Origin of the sequence: Pseudomonas sp. SWRI92 (assembly GCF_014268685.1) — a bacterium.
In the GTDB taxonomy this organism is placed as follows: domain Bacteria; phylum Pseudomonadota; class Gammaproteobacteria; order Pseudomonadales; family Pseudomonadaceae; genus Aquipseudomonas; species Aquipseudomonas marvdashtae.
The window spans coordinates 110,324-130,741 of record NZ_JABWQY010000004.1 but is presented as its reverse complement, the minus strand read 5'-3'; the positions used below and the strand labels follow the sequence as shown (position 1 = coordinate 130,741).

Below are 20,418 nucleotides of genomic sequence, written 5' to 3'. Positions count from 1 at the left end.
AGGAACCCCCATGGCTTTTACCGATCCGTTCATCCGCCGTCCGGTGCTTGCCACCGTGGTCAGCCTGCTGATCGTGCTGCTGGGCTTCCAGGCCTGGAGCAAGTTGCCCTTGCGTCAGTATCCGCAGATGGAAAACGCCTTGATCACGGTGACCACTGCTTACCCGGGGGCCAACGCCGAAACCATCCAGGGCTACATTACCCAACCGATGCAACAGAGCCTGGCCAGTGCCGAGGGCATCGACTACATGACATCGGTCAGCCGCCAGAACTTCTCGGTCATCTCGGTCTATGCCCGTATCGGTTCCAACAGCGACCGGCTCTATACCGAACTGCTGGCCAAGGCCAGCGAGGTCAAGAACGAGCTGCCCCAGGAATCGGAAGACCCGGTGCTCAGCCGCGAGGCCGCCGACGCCTCGGCACTGATGTACATCAGTTTCTTCAGCAAGGAATTGAATAACCCACAGATCACCGACTATCTGTCGCGGGTAATCCAACCCAAACTGGCGACACTGCCAGGCATGGCCGAGGCCGAGATCCTCGGCAACCAGGTCTTTGCCATGCGCTTGTGGCTGGACCCGATCAAGCTCGCCGGTTTCGGCCTGACCGCCGCCGACGTGACCAATGCCGTGCGCCAGCACAACTTCCTCTCCGCAGCCGGTGAAGTGAAAGGCGAGTACGTAGTCACCAGCATCAACGCCAACACCGAGCTCAAGTCCGCAGAAGCATTCGCCGCGATTCCGCTCAAGACCGAAGGCGACAGCCGCGTGTTGCTGCGGGACGTGGCACGGGTGGAAATGGGTGCCGAAAACTACGACACCGTCAGCTCCTTCGGTGGCACGCCTTCGGTTTACATCGGCATCAAGGCAACACCGGGCGCCAACCCCCTCGATGTCATCAAGGAAGTGCGCAAGATCATGCCGGAAGTGGAGGCGCAGTTGCCCTCCAACCTCAAGGCCGAGATCGCCTACGATGCGACGCTGTTCATCCAGGCGTCCATCGACGAGGTGGTCAAGACCCTGTTCGAGGCAGTGCTGATCGTGATCGTCGTGGTGTTCCTGTTCCTCGGCGCGCTGCGTTCGGTACTCATCCCGGTGGTGACCATTCCATTGTCGATGATCGGCGTGATGTTCTTCATGCAGCTCATGGGTTATTCCATGAACCTGCTGACGTTGCTCGCCATGGTGTTGGCGATCGGTCTGGTGGTGGACGACGCCATCGTGGTGGTGGAGAACATTCACCGGCACATCGAAAAAGGCAAGACCCCGTTCGACGCCGCGATAGATGGCGCGCGCGAAATAGCCATGCCGGTGGTCTCGATGACCATCACGCTGGCGGCGGTATATGCGCCGATTGGCCTGCTCGAAGGCCTGACGGGGGCGCTGTTCAAGGAGTTCGCACTGACCCTGGCCGGAGCGGTGGTGATATCCGGAATCGTCGCCCTGACCCTGTCGCCGATGATGTGCGCGATGCTGCTGCGCCATGACGAAAACCCGTCGGGACTGGCCCATCGACTGGACGTGATCTTCGAACGCTGGAAGAGCCGTTACCAGCGCATGCTTCACGGCACGCTCAATACCCGTCCGGTGGTCCTGGTGTTTGCCGTGATCGTCCTGCTGCTGATCCCGGTGTTGATCATGTTCACCAGGTCGGAACTGGCGCCCGACGAAGACCAGGGCATCATCTTCATGATGGCGAACGCCCCGCAGCCCACTAACCTCGACTACCTGAACAGCTACACCGATCACTTCATTACCATCTTCAAGGAGTTTCCGGAGTACTACTCCTCGTTCCAGATCAACGGCTACAACGGCGTGCAATCGGGCATCGGCGGTTTCCTGCTCAAGCCTTGGAACGAACGCAGCCGCACACAAATGGAAATCCTGCCCGAAGTCCAGGCCAAGCTGGAAAGCGTGCCTGGCCTGCAGATCTTCGGTTTCAACCTGCCTTCACTGCCCGGAACCGGCGAAGGCCTGCCGTTCGCGTTCGTCATCAATTCGCCGAAAGACTATGCGACGCTGCTGGAGGTGGCCGACCGGGTGAAGAAACGCGCGGTGGAATCCGGCAAATTTGCTTTCATGGACATCGACCTGGCTTTCGACAAGCCTGAAGTAGTGGTGGACATCGATCGTGAAAAGGCCGCCCAGATGGGCGTTTCGATGCAGGACCTGGGCGCAACCCTGGCGACATTGCTGGGTGAATCCGAGATCAACCGCTTTACGCTCGAAGGGCGCAGCTACAAGGTCATCGCCCAGGTCGAACGACCGTTCCGGGACAATCCGGACTGGTTGAACAACTACTACGTGAAGAATGCCCAGGGTGAATCGCTACCGTTGTCGACGCTGATCAAGGTGAGCGACCGGGCCCGACCGCGGCAACTGAACCAGTTCCAGCAGCTGAACGCCGTCACGATCTCTGGCTTCCCCACGGTGAGCATGGGCGAGGCCATCGAGACCGTGCGCCAGATTGCACGCGAGGAAGCACCGGTGGGATTCTCCTTCGATTACGCCAGTGCTTCGCGCCAATTCGTACAGGAGGGCAGCGCGCTGTGGGCAACCTTTGCCCTGGCGCTGGCCATTATCTTCCTGGTGCTGGCTGCGCAGTTCGAAAGTTTCCGGGACCCGCTGGTGATCCTGGTAACGGTGCCACTGTCCATTTGCGGAGCGCTGATCCCGCTGTTCCTCGGGTGGTCAAGCATGAATATCTACACTCAGGTGGGGCTGGTGACGCTGATCGGATTGATCAGCAAGCACGGTATTCTCATCGTCGAGTTCGCCAACCAGCTGCGCAAGGAACAGGGCCTGAGCCCGCGGGATGCAGTGGAACAAGCGGCGTCGATTCGCCTGCGGCCCGTATTGATGACCACCGCCGCGATGGTGTTCGGCATGGTGCCGTTGATCCTGGCCACAGGAGCCGGGGCGGTAAGCCGCTTCGACATCGGCATGGTCATCGCCACGGGCATGACGGTCGGCACCTTGTTCACCTTGTTCGTATTGCCCTGTGTATACACCTTGTTGGCAAAACCGGACAAAGCCTGAGACACGAGCATCACGGGACGCTTGTGGTGCATGGAATCCGCAGGAAAATAAAAGGCCTCGCAACTGCGAGGCCTTTTATTGTTAACCATGACACTTAACTCTGCGGCCGCATGCCTTGAGACAGGCTGAACATGAACAGCAACAGGTCGTCATCCGGTCGGATCGCCTCGCTGGTCTTGGCCACGCGAGGCACAGGGCAATGCGCGCCAACCGTGGAGGCACTGAGGATTTGCGAACGCGGCTGTTCCCACACCGCCACCGCCATTGATGCAACTGCCAGGGCTCCGACTAAAAATAAACCTCTAGCAATTTCTAGTTTCATCGCTATAAACCTTTGATAGCGCTGCCAAACGCCGTCTCATAAAAGTAGACCAGTTTTTTCCAGTCGGCGCCTTGGAACGACGAATGGCGCCGTAGCTGCTTCATGTCGTGGTACGCCGCACTTCGAGCCGTCAGGCGTTGCCTGCATTTTTCCAGATCCAGCAATGCCACTTCGGCCTTGGCCGATTCGCCTTCTCCAGTCACACGCACAAATACGTGCTTGATGTAGAGACAGCCATGCTGCCAACGACCCTTGTGCATGCGAGCGAGGTTTTCAGCCAATGCCTCGAGGATACGGTCATGAACTGCCTCGCCATGACGTTCACGACCGCCCGCCGCGTACCAATGCTCGATTTCCTCGAAGCCATCCAGCGCTTGGGTAACCAGCAGCGCGCGCCATTTATGTACCGGGTCCCGCTGCGCACCGCAAAAGACAATCTGGGGCACCGTGACATTGAGTTCGGTCAAGGCCAGAAGCGCTCGTTCTTCGCGCAGCACAGTCGGGCGACCGAACGGGTGCAACAGGCTGCGGTAGATGTGGCCGGTCTGGCGCTTTGCATAAAGCAGTGTTCCATCGCTGCTAAGCCGCTGCACACCACTTTCACCGCCACGCCGCGTATTGGGTTCTTCGACCCACTCCCCGCGCTGATTCCAAAAATGATCAAAGCAACTACGAGAAGCCGCTGGGGCTTCTACTGCCGATACAGCCATGCCCTGTTACCCCTTGCGTAATACGTAAACTCGCCACATGGCATAGAGCGGTAGGAAATCAAGTTGTTCCAGAATGCGAAACCCAGCCTGTCGGAATTCGTCCTCTACTGTAGCAACCGGTAACACAAATCGGTTTTGGTAGTCTTTCTGCCCACGCGTGCGCTCCAGGCGCTTGCGTTTCCAAGCCTTGAAATTGCCATCGACCCACAACGAAACGATCACGCTGTCACGGCTGACACGCTCGAATTCCCGCAGGATCGCCAGGCGGTGCGCGGGTTCCCCAATGTGGTGCAGCAAGCGCATGCAAAAAATGCTGTCGACGGCGTTATCAGGCAAGGCGATGTCGAACGCAGAAGTGTGCAAAGGTTGTACCCGTTTTACGGCGTCGGCGGGTTGAACGCTCATTGCGGTCTTCAGCATGGCTTCGGAATTGTCCGCACCGATGATTACCCGGTTCGGTTTTTCCGCCAGCAAGGACCAGAAACGCCCTGCGCCGCACGGCAGATCCAAGACCAAGCCAGGATCACCGGCCAGGGCCAGGGCGCGGCGGGCCAGTTGCTGGTCCCGCTGGTTGGAGAGACGGCGGCTCAGGCCGCTGCGATGCTTATGGAAATACTCTTTGGCGTGCTGTTCATCGTACTTTTCGGAAAAATCCAGCTTGATGGCTTTGGACATTGGGGGGCTCTCCGTTATTGATCAGCCCACCCTATGAACCGGCGCGTCATCGCCGTGTGAAAAAACCGTCATGTAAGCGAAGGAATCATTTCAAATTTTTTCGGCGAGCCGTCATCCCTTCGGATTCAAATCCACTTCGAAACGGCAGCCGTTAGGCTCCATCGTGCTGAGGCTGACTGTCCAACCCTGGTCCTCGCAAATTCGCTGCACCAACGACAGGCCCAGCCCCAGACCCTCGCCGCGCTTTTCATTACCGCGCACGAATGGCTCGAACATCGCCTCGCGCTTCTCCTCGGGAATCCCCACGCCGCTGTCTTCGACCACGAACCCCGTGGCGGTCAGCGAGACGCGGATAAAGCCCTGGTCGGTGTAGTGCAAGGCGTTACGCAGCAAATTCCCCATGACGGCAGTCAGGAATGTGGCGTTATACGGCGTATCGGTGGTGTGGCCTGGATCGAAAACCAACGTGAGGCCCTTGGACTCGATGGGCGTGCGCCAGACCCCGAGAAGGTTTTCTGCCACCTGTCCCAATGTCGCCCGGGGCGACATCCCGTTGTCTTCACGCTGGGCCCGGGCGAGCATCAGGAAGGTCTGCACCAGCTCGCGCATTTCTTCACTGGCACGGTTGATGCGCTCGACCTGAGTGCGCCCCCGCTGATCCAGTGCCGGATTTTCCAACAGCAGTTCGCAGGACGTGGCCAAGACCATCAACGGGGTGCGCAGCTCATGGCTGACATCGCTGGTGAACAGCCGCTCACGGGTCAGGGCTTGGCGCAGCCGCCCCAATGTCGCGTCGAAGGCCACGGCCAGCTCGCCCACTTCGTCGGCAGCGTAGTCCGGGGCCAGCGGCGGAGCAAGTCCCAGCAGTTGGTCGCGATGCCGCACTTGCCGGGCCAGGCGAACCACCGGCGCCATCACTCGGCGTGCCAGCACCCAGCCCAGGAATACCGCCAACGCCAGGCTGAGCACGAAACCCACCAGCACCACGGCGAAGAGCACGCGTTCGCGCTCTTCGAAATCGCTCTGGTCTTGCAATAACACGTAGTGCCGGCCGTCAACGATCTCCACCATCGCGTGATAGGACAGTTGCTCGCGAAACACTTCATGGAAGCCACGGCCGAGGTGGCGCAAATCCTTGGGCAGCTCGAAATCACCCGGGCCGCCACTGAAGTAGAACAATTGGTCGGGTTCAGGGCGATGACTCCAGTCGGAAACACTGTCCATCAGCAGCAGGCGTTGCAGGTCTCCACCGAGACCGGCGGAAATCAGTTTCTCTTCCACCAGGTGAACCGTTGCCACGATGCCGAGGGCAAAAGCCCCCGCCACCAACGCGCTCATCAGTGCGAAAGCGATAATGATCCGTTGGGCAAGGCTTTGCTTAAACTCCATCTCGGCCCTCGGCCAAGCGGTAACCAACGCCGTGCACCGTGTGCAGCAACGGCTTATCGAATGGCTTGTCGATCACCTGGCGCAATTGGTGGACATGGCTGCGCAGGCTGTCACTGTCCGGACAATCGTCTCCCCACAAGGCTTCTTCGAGGATTTCGCGGCGCAGCACATGAGGGCTTTTCTGCATCAATACCGCCAGCAGCTTCAGGCCAACGGGGTTGAGCTTGAGCAGCCGCCCTTCACGGGTCACTTCCAATGTATCGAGGTCGTAGCTCAAGTCTCCGACCTGCAGGGCACGCCGGCCGCCGCCCTGGGCGCGTCGCATGACCGCTTCAATCCGCGCTGCCAGCTCGGACAAGGCAAAGGGCTTGACCAGATAATCGTCAGCCCCGGATTTGAACCCTTGCAGACGGTCGTCCAATTGGTCTCGCGCAGTGAGCATGATCACCGGCGTATCGCGCCGGGCGTCTTCGCGCAAGCGCTTGCACAAGGTGTAGCCGTCGATGCCCGGCAGCATGATATCGAGCACGATCAAGTCATAGTGCTCGGTCGCGGCCAGGTGCAACCCCGACAAACCGTCCTGGGCGCAATCGACGATATAACCCTTGAGCCCCAGGTAATCGGCCAGGTTGGCCAGGATGTCACGGTTGTCTTCGACCAATAGAATTCGCATGGGCATCTCCTCTGCGCACGTAGGCAATCGTCGTGGCCCGCGCAGCTTAAGGCCAAGCGTGCCACACCGCTAGGTGTTGTATCCGCTTGTGTCAGGCCAGCGGGAAACAATCCCGGAAGAGTCAGCTGGATTGACGAGTTTTTCACCACGGATTCACGCCTCGCCAACGCCGCGCGGAACAGACTCCGCATCACCCTGCTGCCCACGAAGACTTCCCACATAGCTTCCCACATAGGTATCGCCATGGTTTCCACCGCCCTGCGCCCCGCTTCCAGACCGCTGAACGTACGGATCGCCCTGGGTGTTCCTGCCGCGGTTGCGCTCACTCTGGTGCTGCTGGAATTGACCACGCTGGATATGACATTGGCCAAGCTTTTCTACAGCTCCGCTGATGGCGGATTCATCGGGCGGCACAGTTTTTTTCTCGAAGACATCCTGCACGACCGGGCCAAACAACTGGTCATCGTCTTTTCGGTATTTTCGGTCCTCGGCTTCGTCGCTTCGTTTTTTATCGCTCGACTCGCGCCTTTCAAACGGGAGCTAGGTTGCCTGGTCCTGTCGCTCGCGCTGGCAACTGCCTTTGTCACGCCGCTCAAAGCGGTGACGGCCGTGCAATGCCCCTGGAGCCTGAAGGAATTTGGCGGCAAGGAAATCTACAGTGAATTGCTGAGTCCGCGTCCGGCGACGGACAAACCTGGCCGCTGCTGGCCGGGCGGGCACGCCGCCACTGGTTTTACCCTCTTCGCGCTGTTTTTCGTACTGCGTGATCGCCGCCCACGCCTGGCTCGCCAGGCGCTTATCTTCGCATTTGGGCTGGGTACAGTGTTTTCCGTGGGCCGGATGATGCAAGGGGCGCACTTTTTCTCCCACAACGTGTGGACGGCGGTGTTCTGTTGGCTGATTTGCCTGGGCTGCTATTACTGGGTTCTCTACCGGCCGGCCTCCAAGGATGAGCGTGCGGTTGGCGTTCAGCCCGTCAGCGCCTGAGCTGCCGTCGCTGGGTGAATCCAAGGTATTAAAAAACCCCGCCGGCTTTCGCAGGCGGGGTTTTTCGCTACAGGGGTAAGGCTGGCTTACATCATGCCGCCCATGCCACCCATGCCGCCCATGTCTGGCATGCCGCCGCCAGCTGGAGCGTCATCCTTGATTTCAGCGATCATCGCCTCGGTGGTGATCATCAGGCTGGCAATCGACGAAGCCGCTTGCAGAGCCGAACGAGTCACTTTGGCTGGGTCCAGGATACCCATTTCGATCATGTCGCCGTATTCGCCGGTGGCAGCGTTGTAACCGTAGTTACCCGAACCCTGCTTGACCTTGTCGACCACTACGCTTGGCTCGTCGCCGGAGTTGGCAACGATCTGGCGCAGAGGCGCTTCAACAGCGCGACGCAGCAACTGGATGCCCACGTTCTGGTCATCGTTGTCGCCCTTGAGCTCGCTGATGGCTTGCAGGGCACGAACCAGTGCCACGCCGCCGCCAGGCACCACGCCTTCTTCAACGGCTGCGCGGGTCGCGTGCAGGGCGTCTTCAACGCGGGCTTTCTTCTCTTTCATTTCAACTTCGGAACCGGCGCCAACCTTGATGACAGCAACACCGCCGGACAGCTTGGCCAGGCGCTCTTGCAGTTTTTCACGGTCGTAGTCGGACGAAGTCTCGGCAACTTGTGCGCGGATCTGGGTCACGCGAGCCTGGATGTCAGTCTCAACGCCAGCGCCGTCGATGACGGTGGTGTTTTCCTTGGTCACGGTCACGCGCTTGGCATTACCCAGGTGTTCCAGGGTAGCGCTTTCCAGACTCAGGCCGATCTCTTCGGAGATAACGGTACCGCCGGTCAGAACAGCGATGTCCTGCAGCATGGCCTTGCGACGATCGCCGAAGCCCGGTGCCTTGACGGCAACGACCTTGACGATACCGCGCATGTTGTTCACAACCAGGGTCGCCAGGGCTTCGCCTTCAACGTCTTCGCTCACGATCAACAGCGGGCGGCCGGCCTTGGCAACAGCTTCCAGCACTGGCAGCAGCTCACGGATGTTGGAGATCTTTTTGTCGACCAGCAGGATCAGCGGACCGTCGAGCTCGGCGGTCATGGTGTCCGGCTTGTTGACGAAGTACGGGGACAGGTAGCCACGGTCGAACTGCATGCCTTCTACAACCGACAGTTCGTTTTCCAGGCCCGAGCCTTCTTCAACGGTGATCACGCCTTCTTTACCGACTTTTTCCATGGCTTCGGCAATGATGTCGCCGATGGAGCTGTCGGAGTTGGCGGAGATGGTGCCGACCTGAGCGATTGCCTTGGTGTCAGCGCATGGCTTGGACAGGGCCTTGAGCTCTTTGACAATGGCGATGGTTGCCTTGTCGATACCGCGCTTGAGGTCCATCGGGTTCATGCCGGCAGCGACGGCTTTCAGGCCTTCGTTGACGATCGACTGAGCCAGTACGGTAGCGGTGGTGGTACCGTCGCCGGCGTCATCGTTGGCACGGGAGGCAACGTCTTTGACCAGCTGCGCGCCCATGTTTTCGAAGCGATCTTTCAGCTCGATTTCTTTGGCAACGGATACGCCGTCCTTGGTGATGGTCGGAGCGCCGAAGCTCTTCTCGATGATCACGTTACGGCCTTTCGGGCCCAGGGTCGCTTTTACTGCGTCAGCCAGGACGTTGACACCGGCGAGCATTTTCTTGCGGGCGGAATCGCCGAATTTAACTTCTTTAGCAGCCATGATCGATATTCCTTAAATACTTTGTAGTAGCGGGAAAATGAGCGGGGAATCAGCCTTCGACAACAGCGAGGATTTCGCTTTCGCCGATAACCAGCAGGTCTTCACCGTCGACTTTCACTGTGTTGCTGCCGGAGTAAGGGCCGAACACAACCTTGTCACCCACTTTCACGGACAGCGCACGTACTTCACCGTTTTCCAGGGCTTTGCCTGGGCCTACAGCGAGGACTTCACCCTGGTTTGGCTTTTCGGCAGCCGAACCTGGCAGGACGATACCGCCAGCGGTTTTCTTTTCTTCTTCGCTGCGACGGACGACGACGCGGTCATGCAGAGGACGAAGCTTCATTGTCGATCTCTCCTAATTGTGGTTTTCATCGGCCGGTGTAGTCCCGGCGGGTTTAACGGATCCGGCGGTGCCGGGTGCGGTTCGTCAAGCGAACCGCGGAAGTCTGTCCGGTGTTGCCACCGGAAACCTTGCGGTGACCCATACATAAGGGCGTACAAGCCGATTACAAGGGTCGGGGGTGAAATTTTTTACTTAACGAGCAAAACGAACACGGCACCCGAAGGTGCCGTGTTATTGACTGCCGTGTCACTGAAAAGCTACTTGGGATCGCGGTGTTCGAATTCGCCTTCGATCACGTTGGGCTCGCGGCCCAGGGGTTCTCGCGGAGCCGGCCCGCCACGTGGCTGCAGGTCGTCGGCGAACGCCCGCTGGTGCATCGCCTGTTCTTCGGCGCGCCGGCGCATTTTATTGGCCAGCAACCGACGGGTGATTGGCAACAACATGACTAGGCCCAGCACATCGCTGATGAAGCCAGGCAGGATCAACAGACCGCCACCCAGGGCGAGCATCAGGCCCTCGAGCATGGTCTGCGCAGGCAGCTCGCCCCGACTCAGGCTTTCACGGGCACGCAGCGCCGTGGCAAGGCCGGCGATACGCAGCACGAACACGCCGAGCATCGAGCCGAGAATGACCAGCAGCAGCGCCGGGAAAAACCCGATCGCACCGCTGACCTTGACGAATACGAACAGCTCCAACACTGGGAATAGCAGAAAGAGCAACAAAAAAGGGCGCATCAAATGGTTCCTCAACGCAAGAATGCCTTGCTATGAAAACCTAAATGACGTCGCCCTTTCGTGAATTCAAGCGTCAACCTCGGCATTTTTTGGCCATTGTTCAGCGTGGGCCAGATAAACCAAGGCTTCGCGCACTTGTGTCGGCGTGTTGCAGGGCGTGGGAAACGCCAGCCAATGCAGGCCCTGCCCGATGCGCAGGTGCATGCCTTCGCTGTCGATGCCCACCAGTTGCGCCGGTTCGCTTTTCGGCAGGCCGGCCAGCTCCACGTAATGGGCGATGGCCTTGGCGTGATCGGCGTTCATGTGCTCGATCATGCTGGCTTCGGCCTTGCCGGCGAAGGGGTTGGCCAGGGTGAGCTGATCGACCCAGTGAATGGCGCCAAAGCCGCCGATGTAGCGATGACGCACCGGCTCGAGCGCCCAGAAATCGAAGTCATGGGCCTTGTGATAGTTCTGCGAGTCAGGGAAGAAGCGGTAATAACGCTCGGCGGCAGCCTCGATGGCGGCACTGTCCTCGAGTTTTCGAGCCTCGGCCAGGTAAGTCAGGCGCCCCACGGCCTGCACATCCTCGGCGCCTCGCTCGCCCACCAGCATCGAGCACTTGGGGTCTTTTTGCAGATTGTGGGTGTGCTGGGCTATCCGGCTGATCAGAATCAACGGCCGGCCTTGCTCATCCAGGCAATACGGGACCACGGAGCCGAACGGAAAGCCGGGCATGGATTTGGAATGGGTGGAGAGCATTCCGCGGTATTCCTTGAGCAGCAGTTCACGGGCATGCTTGGCAGCTTCAACGCTCAATTTATGACTCCTTTTATGAAATCCGTCTAGAAAACGGTCAGGCGACTGGAGTAATGTTCCGATACACCTAGGGGACAGTTCTCGCGCGCAAACGGGCTAACCCGTCGCAAATCGAGAGGCCGCCCGAAGGGTCCCCTCCACCGCTGTGCCATCTGGACATGAGAATGCAACTCACTGACAAAGTAATCATTATCACTGGCGGTTGCCAGGGTCTGGGCCGCTCCATGGCCGAGTATTTCGCGGGCAAAGGCGCGAAGCTGGCGTTGGTGGACCTCAACCAGGAAAAACTCGACCAGGCCGTTGCCGCCTGCACAGCCAAGGGTGTCGAGGCGCGTGCCTACCTGTGCAACGTAGCCAATGAAGACCAGGTGATCGACATGGTCGCCCGGGTCGCCGACGACTTCGGCGCGATCCATGGGCTGATCAACAACGCCGGGATCCTGCGTGATGGCCTGCTGCTCAAGGTCAAGGACGGCGAAATGACCAAGATGAGCCTGGCCCAGTGGCAGGCCGTGATCGATGTCAACCTCACCGGCGTGTTCCTGTGCACGCGCGAGGTGGCGGCGAAAATGGTCGAGCTGGAGAACAGCGGCGCCATCATCAATATCTCGTCGATTTCCCGTGCCGGCAATGTCGGCCAGACCAACTACTCGGCCGCCAAGGCCGGTGTGGCAGCCGCAACCGTGACCTGGGCCAAGGAACTGGCGCGCTACGGTATTCGCGTGGCGGGTATCGCACCGGGCTTCATCGAAACCGAGATGACGCTGGGCATGAAGCCCGAGGCCCTGGAAAAAATGACGTCCGGGATCCCGCTCAAGCGCATGGGCAAGCCCGAAGAAATCGCCCATTCGGCCGCCTACATTTTCGAGAACGACTACTACACCGGGCGCATCCTGGAAATGGACGGCGGACTGCGGATCTGACATCACAGCTGAGGGAAGCGCGCTTGCCCGCTTCCCTCTCTGATCAGCCGGTCATCAATCGTCGCTGACGGTAATGTTCGGCATCGCCGGCGTCGCCGCTTCCTGCAACACGATCCGCGCGCCCACGTGGCGGGCCAACTCTTGATAGACCATGGCGATCTGGCTATCCGGCTCGGCGATGACGGTTGGCTTGCCGCCATCGGCCTGTTCGCGGATCAGCATCGACAGCGGTAGCGAGGCCAGTAGCTCAACGCCGTACTGGGTTGCCAATTTTTCACCACCGCCTTCACCGAACAGATGCTCGGCGTGTCCGCAATTGGAGCAGATGTGCACGGCCATGTTTTCCACCACGCCCAGCACCGGGATGTTCACTTTGCGGAACATCTCCACGCCCTTGCGGGCGTCCAGCAAGGCCAGGTCTTGAGGGGTGGTGACGATTACCGCGCCGGCCACCGGGACTTTCTGTGCTAGGGTCAGCTGGATGTCACCGGTGCCCGGCGGCATGTCGATCACCAGGTAATCCAGGTCGCCCCACGCGGTTTGCGTGACCAACTGCAGCAAGGCGCCCGAAACCATTGGCCCGCGCCAGACCATCGGCGTGTTGTCGTCGGTCAGGAACGCCATGGACATGACTTCCACGCCATGGGACTGGATCGGCACGAACCATTTCTGGTCCTTGACCTGGGGCCGCGTGCCCTCGGCGACGCCGAACATGATGCCCTGGCTCGGGCCGTAGATGTCGGCGTCGAGAATACCGACCTTCGCCCCTTCGCGGGCCAAGGCCAGGGCCAGGTTGGCGGCGGTGGTGGACTTGCCGACGCCGCCCTTGCCCGACGCCACGGCGATCACATTCTTGACGTTGGCCAGCCCCGGCACTTGCGCCTGGGCCTTGTGGGCGGCAATCACGCTGTTGACCTGGACCTTTGCGGCTGTCACGCCCTCCAGGCCCTCGATCGCCATCTGCAGCATTTGCGCCCAACCGCTCTTGAACAGATCGGCGGCATAGCCAATTTCCAGCTGGACGCTGACACGATCCCCCTGGATATCGATGGCGCGCACACATCCGGCGCTGACCGGGTCCTGGTTCAGGTAGGGGTCGGTGTATTGGCGAAGAACGGCTTCCACCGCTGCGCGATTGACGGCGCTCATGGGCAACTCCGATAGCAAGACTTGAAAACAGGCCGTTATCCTACGCCGCGCGCTCCCGCATGGCGACCCGATTACAGCAGGGCGAACACCTTTTGTGGCGAGGGGATTTATCCCCGCTGGGTTGCGAAGCGACCCCAAAACCTGGCGCCTCGGTGAGTCAGGCTGATCGGGTTCTAATGTTTTGGGACTGCTGCGCAGTCCAACGGGGCGGTGCGACGTTTCGCTAAATCCCCTCGCCACAGGTGTGCCTGTGCTGCCCCAGCAATGCATCTGGAAACAGGCCAGTGGGGTGAAATATATTTCCCAGCGCTTTATAGTGGCCGACCTCCGTTTCATCAAATAGCCGAGCCCCATGTCCGAGCCACGCAAGATTCTCGTCACCAGCGCCCTGCCCTATGCCAATGGTTCGATTCACCTCGGCCATATGCTGGAATACATCCAGACCGATATGTGGACGCGCTTCCAGAAACATCGCGGCAACCAATGCATCTACGTTTGCGCCGACGACGCCCACGGTTCGGCCATCATGTTGCGCGCGGAAAAAGAAGGCATCACGCCGGAGCAACTGATCGCCAACGTCCAGGCTGAACACAGCGCCGACTTTGCCGAGTTCCTGGTGGACTTCGACAACTTCCATTCCACTCACGCCGAAGAAAACCGTGAGCTGTCGAGCCAGATCTATTTGAAGCTGCGTGATGCCGGGCACATTTCGACCCGTTCGGTCACGCAGTACTTCGACCCGGAAAAGAAAATGTTCCTGGCCGACCGCTTCATCAAGGGCACCTGCCCGAAATGCGGCACCGAAGACCAGTACGGCGACAATTGCGAAAAATGCGGCGCCACTTACGCACCGACCGACCTGAAAGACCCGAAATCGGCGATTTCTGGAGCTACCCCGGTGCTGAGGGACTCCCAGCATTTCTTCTTCAAGCTGCCGGATTTCCAGCAGATGCTGCAAACCTGGACCCGCAGCGGCACGTTGCAGGACGCCGTGGCCAACAAGCTCGCCGAGTGGCTCGACTCTGGCCTGCAAGAGTGGGACATTTCCCGCGATGCGCCGTATTTCGGCTTCGAGATCCCCGGCGAGCCCGGCAAGTATTTCTACGTGTGGCTGGATGCGCCCATCGGCTACATGGCGAGCTTCAAGAACCTTTGCGACCGCACCCCGGAGCTGGACTTCGATGCGTTCTGGGCAAAGGACTCCACGGCCGAGGTGTATCACTTCATCGGCAAGGACATCGTCAACTTCCACGCGCTGTTCTGGCCCGCCATGCTTGAAGGCTCCGGTTTCCGCAAGCCGACCGGCATCAACGTCCATGGCTACCTGACCGTCAATGGCCAGAAAATGTCCAAGTCCCGCGGCACCTTCATCAAGGCGCGGACTTACCTGGACCACCTGTCGCCGGAATACCTGCGCTACTACTACGCGGCCAAGCTGGGCCGTGGCGTCGACGACCTGGACCTGAATCTCGAAGACTTCGTGCAGAAGGTCAACTCCGACCTCGTAGGCAAGGTCGTCAACATCGCCAGCCGTTGCGCCGGTTTCATCCACAAAGGTAACGCCGGCGTGCTGGTGGCGGGCAATGCCGCCCCGGAGCTGACCGATGCCTTCCTGGCCGCCGCGCCAAGCATCGCCGAAGCCTACGAGGGCCGCGACTTCGCCCGTGCCATGCGCGAAATCATGGGGCTGGCCGACCGTGCCAACGCCTGGATCGCCGACAAGGCACCGTGGTCATTGGCCAAGCAGGAAGGCAAGCAGGACGAAGTCCAGGCGATCTGCGCCCTGGGCATCAACCTGTTCCGCCAGTTGGTGATTTTCCTCAAGCCGGTGCTGCCGCTGCTGGCCGCCGATGCCGAAGCATTCCTGAACGTCGCGCCACTGACCTGGAACGATCATCAGACCCTGCTGAGCAACCATCAGTTGAACGAGTTCAAGCCGTTGATGACCCGCATCGACCCAACCAAGGTACAAGCGATGATCGACGCCTCCAAGGAAGACCTGGCGGCCAGCCAGACCGACACCGGCGGCCCTGCCGGCAACGGCGAGCTGGCCAAGGATCCGTTGTCGCCGGAAATCGATTTCGATGCGTTCGCCGCCATCGACTTGCGCGTGGCGCTGATCGTCAAGGCTGAGGCCGTCGAAGGCGCCGACAAGCTGCTGCGCTTGACCCTGGACATCGGCGATGAGCAGCGCAACGTGTTTTCCGGCATCAAGAGTGCGTACCCGGATCCTGCCAAGCTCGAAGGCCGGCTGACGATGATGATCGCCAACCTCAAGCCGCGCAAAATGCGCTTCGGTATTTCGGAAGGCATGGTGATGGCGGCTGGCCCCGGCGGCGAGGAAATCTACCTGCTGAGCCCCGACAGCGGTGCCAAGCCAGGCCAACGAATCAAATAACACCACGGCGCGCTGCACCGATCCCACAGTGGCTGTCGAGCGACTGTGGGATTTTCATATCTGGCCCACTCTCACGGCGTGCCGGATAATGCCTACTCTTGTAACAGGCACTGTCACCCAATACCCATGACCGAAATCCTCTTGCCTCTGTTGAGCGCGACCCTGATCAACAACCTTGTGTTGCATTGGCCGCTGGGCGTCGATCCGCTCTTGGCGGCCGAGGGCAGAAACCAGGTCCATGCCCTGGGCCTGGCGACGGCATGCCTGATGCTGATAGTCGGGACCTTGGGGTATCTGATCGAGCAATGGCTGCTGGTGCCGGCCGAGCTGACGTCGCTGCGGTTATTCGTGTGGCTGCCCCTGAGCGTCTTGCTGGTCAGGCCGTTGTTGCGGCTGCTGGCGCGCACGTTTCCCTCGTTGCCATTCGACGGCCTATGGCCCATGTTGGTCGGCAACGCCGGCATATTGGGTGTCACCCTGCTCAACAGCCGGGACGGATCAGGCTTGGGCCAGGCCATTGCCGGGAGCTTGGGCGCCGGGCTGGGTTTCTGGCTGGTATTGAGTCTGTTCGATGACCTGCGCCAGCGAGTCCTGGGTAACAATATTCCCCAGCCTTTTCGAGGCTTGCCGATTCAGTTGATCAGCGCCGGACTGATGGCGGTGGCCTTTCTCGGATTACGCGGGCTGGTCAAGACATGAGCCTGATTCAACGTATCGACGCCTTGCTCCCGCAGACTCAATGCGGCAAATGCGGCCATCCCGGTTGCAAGCCTTACGCTGAAGGCATCGCCCAGGGTGAGCCAATCAACAAATGCCCGCCAGGCGCAAGCGAGACCATCGCGGCCCTGGCCGAGCTGATGAAGATCCCGGTGCTGGAGCTGGACGTCAGTCGCGGTTCGGCGCCGGCGCAGCTCGCCTTTATCCGGGAGGCCGAATGCATCGGTTGTACCAAATGCATCCAGGCCTGCCCGGTGGACGCGATTGTCGGCGCGGCAAAGTTGATGCACACCGTGCTTGTCGACGAATGCACTGGCTGCGATCTGTGCGTGGCGCCTTGCCCAGTGGACTGTATCGAGATGCGGCCATTGCCGATGGAAACCGTATTGCCGATCGTCGGGGGCTTGGCCTTCAGCGTCGAGGAACAGCAGGCGCGAACCGCCAAGCGCAATCACGCCCGCCGACGCTTTGAACAACGCAACGCGCGCCTGCGTCGCGAAGAAGAGCAGCGCCAGGCCGAGCGTCTCGCCCGTACCCAGCGCAACGTCCAGCAAGCCGAGGCACAGCCCCTTGACCCGGTGCAGGCCGCGCTGGAGCGAGTGCGCGCGCAGAAAACCGCCAGCGCCGACGCCGCCTTGAAAAAAGCCAAGATCGATTTGGCCATGAGTCGGGCACAACTGAATAAATCCTTGAAAGCGTTCGGCCATCCACCGACCTTCGAGCAGCAGTCGCAACTGATCGTGCTGCAACGCCAGTTCGAGACGGCGGAGCAGGTGCTGGCCCAACTGGAAAACAGCGCTTGCCCCGTTGCTTCAGCGCCAGCCGCCATGCTGGTAAACGACGCCGAGCTCAAGCGGGCCAAGATCCAACTGGCGATGCGTCGCGCAGAGCTGAGCAAGGCCCGGACTGCCGCGGCCTCGCAGGAGCAACTGCAAGCGTTGGAGCAAGCCGTAAAAGACGCCGAACGGCAAGTGGACGCCCATGCCGCTACCTGACCCGGTGGACGAACGACTGCGACAAGCAATGCGGCAAGTGCTGCTGGCGGCGCTGCCCGGAGTGCTGGTGTCGGTATGGGTCTACGGCTGGGGCGTGCTGCTCAACTTGCTGTTGTCAGGCCTCGCCGCACTGGCGATCGAGGCGCTGGTGTTGCGTCTGCGGCAATGGCCACTCAAGCCGGGCCTGGGCGACGGTAGCGCATGGGTCACCGCCCTCTTGCTGGCCTTGGCCTTGCCGGCGTATTGCCCTTGGTGGCTGATCGTCACCGCGGTCGCCTGCGCCTTGTTGTTTGGCAAGCATTTATGGGGCGGAGTCGGCAGCAATCCGTTCAACCCGGCGATGTTGGGGTATGCCCTGGTGCTCGTGGCGTTTCCCCAGTATCTGAGCCAATGGCCCTCGCTCCACGGCATGGGCCTGCTCGAAGGCTTGCGGCAGGTTGCTGGCATTGCCCAGGCGCCCGACGGGTGGGCCGGAGCCACAGCGTTGGATAGCCTGCAGATCAATAAAAGCCTGACCATCGATGAGCTGTTCGCCAGCGACCCGGCGTTCGGTCGCTGGGGTGGACACGGTGTCGAGTGGATCAACCTGGCCTTCCTCGCCGGAGGCCTGTTTCTGTTGCGACAACGGGTATTCAGTTGGCACGCCCCGGTGGGCATGCTTGTCAGCTTGTTCACGATCAGCTTGCTGTGCTGGAACGGCTCGGGCTCGGACTCCCACGGCTCGCCACTGTTTCATCTGCTGACCGGAGCCACCATGCTGGGCGCGTTTTTTATCGCGACCGAACCCGTGTCGGGCGCGAAGGCCCCGCTCGCCCGGCTGTTGTTCGGCGTTGGCGCAGGATTGCTGGTCTATCTGATTCGCACTTGGGGCGGTTTCCCGGATGGCGTGGCGTTTGCGGTGTTATTGATGAATCTCGGTGCGCCCGCGCTGGACCGTTTCGTCGAGGCACGACAAAGGCGTTCGGTGGCATGAAAAACGTCACGGGCATTGTAATCTTGATACTGCTGACCGGCCTTTGCATCGGCGCCACGTATGTCATGCAGATCAATACCACCGGGCGCATCGAAGCCCAGCGACAAGCGATAGCCAGCAAAACCTTGTTCGACGTATTGCCGGCTGACCGCTACGACAATCAGCCGCTGGAGCGGCCCGTCCTCGCGGCTCCGGTCACGCTATCTCACAGCACCTTGCTGGGCGGTTACCTGGCGACCCACACCGGCCGGCCCAGCGCAGTGTTGTTACGCAGCCAAGTACTGGGTTATGAAGGCAGCATCGAACTGCTGACCGCTATCGACCCGACAGGCCGGCTACTGGGAGTGAAAACACTGCGCCAGTCGGAAACTCCAGGCCTGGGCGCGGCGATCGCCGGCTGGCCGAACACATGGCTGCAAGCCTTCCACGGAAAGTCACGCCAGGCGCCTACCGATGACGGCTGGGCCTTGAAAAAGGATCAGGGCCAATTTGATCAACTGGCTGGCGCGACGGTCACGTCCCGGGCTGTGCTCCAGGCTGTACACGACGCGCTGCGTTACTTCGACGAGAACAAGGCTCGGCTGACAGGAGCGACTGATCATGAATAAACCTGCGGCCTGGACCCGTGGGCTGGTGCTCGTCCCCCTGGTGGGCGCAAGCGACTCGCTGATCAACTCGCTGCTCCTATGGTGTGCCTGGGTTCTGATCAGCTTTACTCATGGCGGCACGATGATTTTGCTGAGGCAAAGCCTCACGGCCAACCAACGGCTTCTGGCGTCCATCGTCCTGGCCGCGGCGCTGACCGCTTGCGCAGGCCTTGTTGCACAGGCTTGGATGCTGGAGCGCCACGCAGTGTTGAGCCTGTATATCGGATGGATCGCCGTGAGCTGCGTAGCGCTGGAGCACGCAACCATCGTCGAGCCCCGCATGGCTGCCCATCTCAGGCTGGCGGGACAGTTTGGCCTGTTGATCATCACCCTGGGCGCTCTGCGGGAACTGATCGGCAGGGGCCTCCCGCTGGCGCTGCTCGCCCCTGGCGGATTCATTCTGCTGGGCTTGCTGCTGGCGGCTTACCAAGCCTGGAAAACCATCAAAGCCCCATCACCCCAAGAGGAACCGCCGCGCCCATGAACGCCGCAAAACGCCTGGAAATATTTCGTCGTTTTCATGAAGACAACCCGGAGCCGAAAACCGAACTGGCCTATTCCTCTGCGTTCGAGTTGCTGATCGCGGTGATTCTGTCGGCCCAATCCACCGACGTCGGCGTCAACAAGGCTACGGCCAAACTATTCCCCGTGGCCAATACGCCACAGGCGATCCATGCCCTTGGCGTTGAAGGGCTGTCCGAATACATCAAGACCATCGGGCTGTTCAATAGCAAGGCAAAAAATGTGATCGAAACCTGTCGCCTGTTGATTGAGCGCCACGGGGGGGAAATCCCACAGACTCGGGAGGAGCTGGAGGCCCTGCCGGGCGTCGGTCGCAAGACCGCCAACGTAGTTCTCAATACGGCGTTTCGTCAGCTGACGATGGCGGTCGATACCCACATTTTCCGTGTCAGCAACCGCACCGGCTTGGCCCCAGGCAAAAATGTGGTGGAAGTGGAGAAGAAGCTGCTGAAATTCGTACCCAAGGAATACCTGCTGGATTCCCATCACTGGCTCATCCTCCACGGGCGTTACGTTTGCCTGGCGCGCAAGCCACGCTGCGGGAGTTGCAGGATCGAAGACCTCTGCGAATACAAGCACAAGACATCGGACGATTGAGGCGCTATTGCTCTTATTGATAAGTCGATTGAAAAAATCTTTTTTACCAGCCGGTGGTTTATCGATATAAGGAGCGCCAATGGCATTCTTAGCCTGGAG

Annotated in this window: 20 protein-coding genes; 10 read left to right on the top strand and 10 right to left on the bottom strand. The window is 60.2% G+C overall.

Features of this window, described 5'->3' with window-relative positions; translation table 11 throughout:
• The first annotated feature begins 10 nt into the window (after positions 1 to 10).
• On the top strand, positions 11 to 3,037 hold the full coding sequence (locus tag HU762_RS09360; protein ID WP_186635772.1) for a multidrug efflux RND transporter permease subunit: 3,027 nt from the start codon (positions 11 to 13) through the stop codon (positions 3,035 to 3,037).
• A gap of 94 nt (positions 3,038 to 3,131) precedes the next feature.
• Here HU762_RS09360 and HU762_RS09355 read toward each other — a convergent pair whose 3' ends face one another.
• From HU762_RS09355 to colR, 5 genes are all read right to left on the bottom strand, one after another.
• Entirely contained in the window at positions 3,132 to 3,359 is a 228-nt protein-coding gene (locus HU762_RS09355; protein WP_186612310.1) for a hypothetical protein, read from the bottom strand.
• A 2-nt stretch (positions 3,360 to 3,361) separates the two neighbouring features.
• Positions 3,362 to 4,069 (bottom strand): lipopolysaccharide kinase InaA family protein, encoded by a 708-nt coding sequence (locus tag HU762_RS09350; RefSeq protein ID WP_186635769.1) that lies wholly within the window; start codon positions 4,067 to 4,069, stop codon positions 3,362 to 3,364.
• 6 nt (positions 4,070 to 4,075) lie between these two features.
• A complete protein-coding gene (locus tag HU762_RS09345) occupies positions 4,076 to 4,744 on the bottom strand; it encodes a class I SAM-dependent methyltransferase (protein ID WP_186635766.1) in 669 nt (222 codons plus the stop codon).
• A gap of 111 nt (positions 4,745 to 4,855) precedes the next feature.
• Complete coding sequence (locus HU762_RS09340) at positions 4,856 to 6,133, bottom strand: HAMP domain-containing sensor histidine kinase (RefSeq protein ID WP_186635763.1); 1,278 nt, start codon at positions 6,131 to 6,133, stop codon at positions 4,856 to 4,858.
• The gene (gene colR, locus HU762_RS09335) at positions 6,123 to 6,806 is read right to left on the bottom strand and encodes a two-component system response regulator ColR (RefSeq protein WP_186635760.1); all 684 of its coding nucleotides are present in this window, start codon (positions 6,804 to 6,806) and stop codon (positions 6,123 to 6,125) included. Before colR ends, HU762_RS09340 begins: the two co-directional genes overlap by 11 nt.
• Before the next feature lie 243 nt (positions 6,807 to 7,049).
• On the opposite strand from colR, the gene HU762_RS09330 reads away from it, so the two are divergent.
• Entirely contained in the window at positions 7,050 to 7,793 is a 744-nt protein-coding gene (locus tag HU762_RS09330; RefSeq protein ID WP_186635757.1) for a phosphatase PAP2 family protein, read from the top strand.
• A gap of 86 nt (positions 7,794 to 7,879) precedes the next feature.
• On the opposite strand, the gene groL is transcribed toward HU762_RS09330, so the two are convergent.
• The 4 genes from groL to HU762_RS09310 form a co-directional block, all read right to left on the bottom strand.
• Positions 7,880 to 9,523: a chaperonin GroEL gene (groL, locus tag HU762_RS09325; protein WP_186635754.1), complete on the bottom strand. Its 1,644-nt coding sequence runs from the start codon at positions 9,521 to 9,523 to the stop codon at positions 7,880 to 7,882.
• Positions 9,524 to 9,572: 49 nt separating this feature from the next.
• Complete coding sequence (locus HU762_RS09320; RefSeq protein WP_024619193.1) at positions 9,573 to 9,866, bottom strand: co-chaperone GroES; 294 nt, start codon at positions 9,864 to 9,866, stop codon at positions 9,573 to 9,575.
• 257 nt (positions 9,867 to 10,123) lie between these two features.
• A complete protein-coding gene (locus tag HU762_RS09315) occupies positions 10,124 to 10,600 on the bottom strand; it encodes an FxsA family protein (RefSeq protein ID WP_186611610.1) in 477 nt (158 codons plus the stop codon).
• A gap of 66 nt (positions 10,601 to 10,666) precedes the next feature.
• Positions 10,667 to 11,398, bottom strand: coding sequence for a HugZ family protein (locus tag HU762_RS09310; RefSeq protein WP_186635751.1), 732 nt, complete (start codon positions 11,396 to 11,398; stop codon positions 10,667 to 10,669).
• A 164-nt stretch (positions 11,399 to 11,562) separates the two neighbouring features.
• Between HU762_RS09310 and HU762_RS09305 the strand changes: the two genes are divergently transcribed.
• On the top strand, positions 11,563 to 12,321 hold the full coding sequence (locus HU762_RS09305; RefSeq protein ID WP_186635748.1) for an SDR family oxidoreductase: 759 nt from the start codon (positions 11,563 to 11,565) through the stop codon (positions 12,319 to 12,321).
• A 54-nt stretch (positions 12,322 to 12,375) separates the two neighbouring features.
• Here the strand turns inward: HU762_RS09305 and apbC are convergent, their stop codons facing one another.
• A complete protein-coding gene (apbC, locus tag HU762_RS09300) occupies positions 12,376 to 13,470 on the bottom strand; it encodes an iron-sulfur cluster carrier protein ApbC (RefSeq protein ID WP_186635745.1) in 1,095 nt (364 codons plus the stop codon).
• A 352-nt stretch (positions 13,471 to 13,822) separates the two neighbouring features.
• Between apbC and metG the strand changes: the two genes are divergently transcribed.
• From metG to nth, 7 genes are all read left to right on the top strand, one after another.
• Positions 13,823 to 15,868: a methionine--tRNA ligase gene (gene metG / locus HU762_RS09295; protein ID WP_186635742.1), complete on the top strand. Its 2,046-nt coding sequence runs from the start codon at positions 13,823 to 13,825 to the stop codon at positions 15,866 to 15,868.
• Positions 15,869 to 15,994: 126 nt separating this feature from the next.
• On the top strand, positions 15,995 to 16,567 hold the full coding sequence (locus HU762_RS09290; RefSeq protein ID WP_186635739.1) for an Rnf-Nqr domain containing protein: 573 nt from the start codon (positions 15,995 to 15,997) through the stop codon (positions 16,565 to 16,567).
• The gene (rsxB, locus tag HU762_RS09285) at positions 16,564 to 17,580 is read left to right on the top strand and encodes an electron transport complex subunit RsxB (protein WP_186635736.1); all 1,017 of its coding nucleotides are present in this window, start codon (positions 16,564 to 16,566) and stop codon (positions 17,578 to 17,580) included. The genes HU762_RS09290 and rsxB overlap by 4 nt, the downstream gene beginning before the upstream one ends.
• Positions 17,567 to 18,553, top strand: coding sequence for an RnfABCDGE type electron transport complex subunit D (locus HU762_RS09280; protein ID WP_186635733.1), 987 nt, complete (start codon positions 17,567 to 17,569; stop codon positions 18,551 to 18,553). The genes rsxB and HU762_RS09280 overlap by 14 nt, the downstream gene beginning before the upstream one ends.
• Complete coding sequence (locus tag HU762_RS09275) at positions 18,550 to 19,161, top strand: RnfABCDGE type electron transport complex subunit G (protein WP_186635730.1); 612 nt, start codon at positions 18,550 to 18,552, stop codon at positions 19,159 to 19,161. Before HU762_RS09280 ends, HU762_RS09275 begins: the two co-directional genes overlap by 4 nt.
• Positions 19,154 to 19,684: an Rnf-Nqr domain containing protein gene (locus HU762_RS09270; protein WP_186635727.1), complete on the top strand. Its 531-nt coding sequence runs from the start codon at positions 19,154 to 19,156 to the stop codon at positions 19,682 to 19,684. The genes HU762_RS09275 and HU762_RS09270 overlap by 8 nt, the downstream gene beginning before the upstream one ends.
• Complete coding sequence (nth, locus tag HU762_RS09265) at positions 19,681 to 20,319, top strand: endonuclease III (protein WP_186635724.1); 639 nt, start codon at positions 19,681 to 19,683, stop codon at positions 20,317 to 20,319. Before HU762_RS09270 ends, nth begins: the two co-directional genes overlap by 4 nt.
• Positions 20,320 to 20,418 lie beyond the last annotated feature (99 nt).

Bases quoted from the DNA above. Each gene is read 5' to 3' on its own strand.
- nth (WP_186635724.1), top strand. From the start codon at position 19,681: ATGAACGCCGCAAAACGCCTGGAAATATTTCGTCGTTTTCATGAAGAC.
- groL (WP_186635754.1), bottom strand. From the start codon at position 9,523: ATGGCTGCTAAAGAAGTTAAATTCGGCGATTCCGCCCGCAAGAAAATG.
- colR (WP_186635760.1), bottom strand. From the start codon at position 6,806: ATGCGAATTCTATTGGTCGAAGACAACCGTGACATCCTGGCCAACCTG.
- metG (WP_186635742.1), top strand. From the start codon at position 13,823: ATGTCCGAGCCACGCAAGATTCTCGTCACCAGCGCCCTGCCCTATGCC.
- HU762_RS09320 (WP_024619193.1), bottom strand. From the start codon at position 9,866: ATGAAGCTTCGTCCTCTGCATGACCGCGTCGTCGTCCGTCGCAGCGAA.
- HU762_RS09270 (WP_186635727.1), top strand. From the start codon at position 19,154: ATGAATAAACCTGCGGCCTGGACCCGTGGGCTGGTGCTCGTCCCCCTG.
- HU762_RS09345 (WP_186635766.1), bottom strand. From the start codon at position 4,744: ATGTCCAAAGCCATCAAGCTGGATTTTTCCGAAAAGTACGATGAACAG.
- HU762_RS09315 (WP_186611610.1), bottom strand. From the start codon at position 10,600: ATGCGCCCTTTTTTGTTGCTCTTTCTGCTATTCCCAGTGTTGGAGCTG.
- apbC (WP_186635745.1), bottom strand. From the start codon at position 13,470: ATGAGCGCCGTCAATCGCGCAGCGGTGGAAGCCGTTCTTCGCCAATAC.
- HU762_RS09355 (WP_186612310.1), bottom strand. From the start codon at position 3,359: ATGAAACTAGAAATTGCTAGAGGTTTATTTTTAGTCGGAGCCCTGGCA.
- HU762_RS09280 (WP_186635733.1), top strand. From the start codon at position 17,567: ATGCCGCTACCTGACCCGGTGGACGAACGACTGCGACAAGCAATGCGG.
- HU762_RS09340 (WP_186635763.1), bottom strand. From the start codon at position 6,133: ATGGAGTTTAAGCAAAGCCTTGCCCAACGGATCATTATCGCTTTCGCA.
- HU762_RS09360 (WP_186635772.1), top strand. From the start codon at position 11: ATGGCTTTTACCGATCCGTTCATCCGCCGTCCGGTGCTTGCCACCGTG.
- HU762_RS09290 (WP_186635739.1), top strand. From the start codon at position 15,995: ATGACCGAAATCCTCTTGCCTCTGTTGAGCGCGACCCTGATCAACAAC.
- HU762_RS09275 (WP_186635730.1), top strand. From the start codon at position 18,550: ATGAAAAACGTCACGGGCATTGTAATCTTGATACTGCTGACCGGCCTT.
- HU762_RS09305 (WP_186635748.1), top strand. From the start codon at position 11,563: ATGCAACTCACTGACAAAGTAATCATTATCACTGGCGGTTGCCAGGGT.
- rsxB (WP_186635736.1), top strand. From the start codon at position 16,564: ATGAGCCTGATTCAACGTATCGACGCCTTGCTCCCGCAGACTCAATGC.
- HU762_RS09330 (WP_186635757.1), top strand. From the start codon at position 7,050: ATGGTTTCCACCGCCCTGCGCCCCGCTTCCAGACCGCTGAACGTACGG.
- HU762_RS09350 (WP_186635769.1), bottom strand. From the start codon at position 4,069: ATGGCTGTATCGGCAGTAGAAGCCCCAGCGGCTTCTCGTAGTTGCTTT.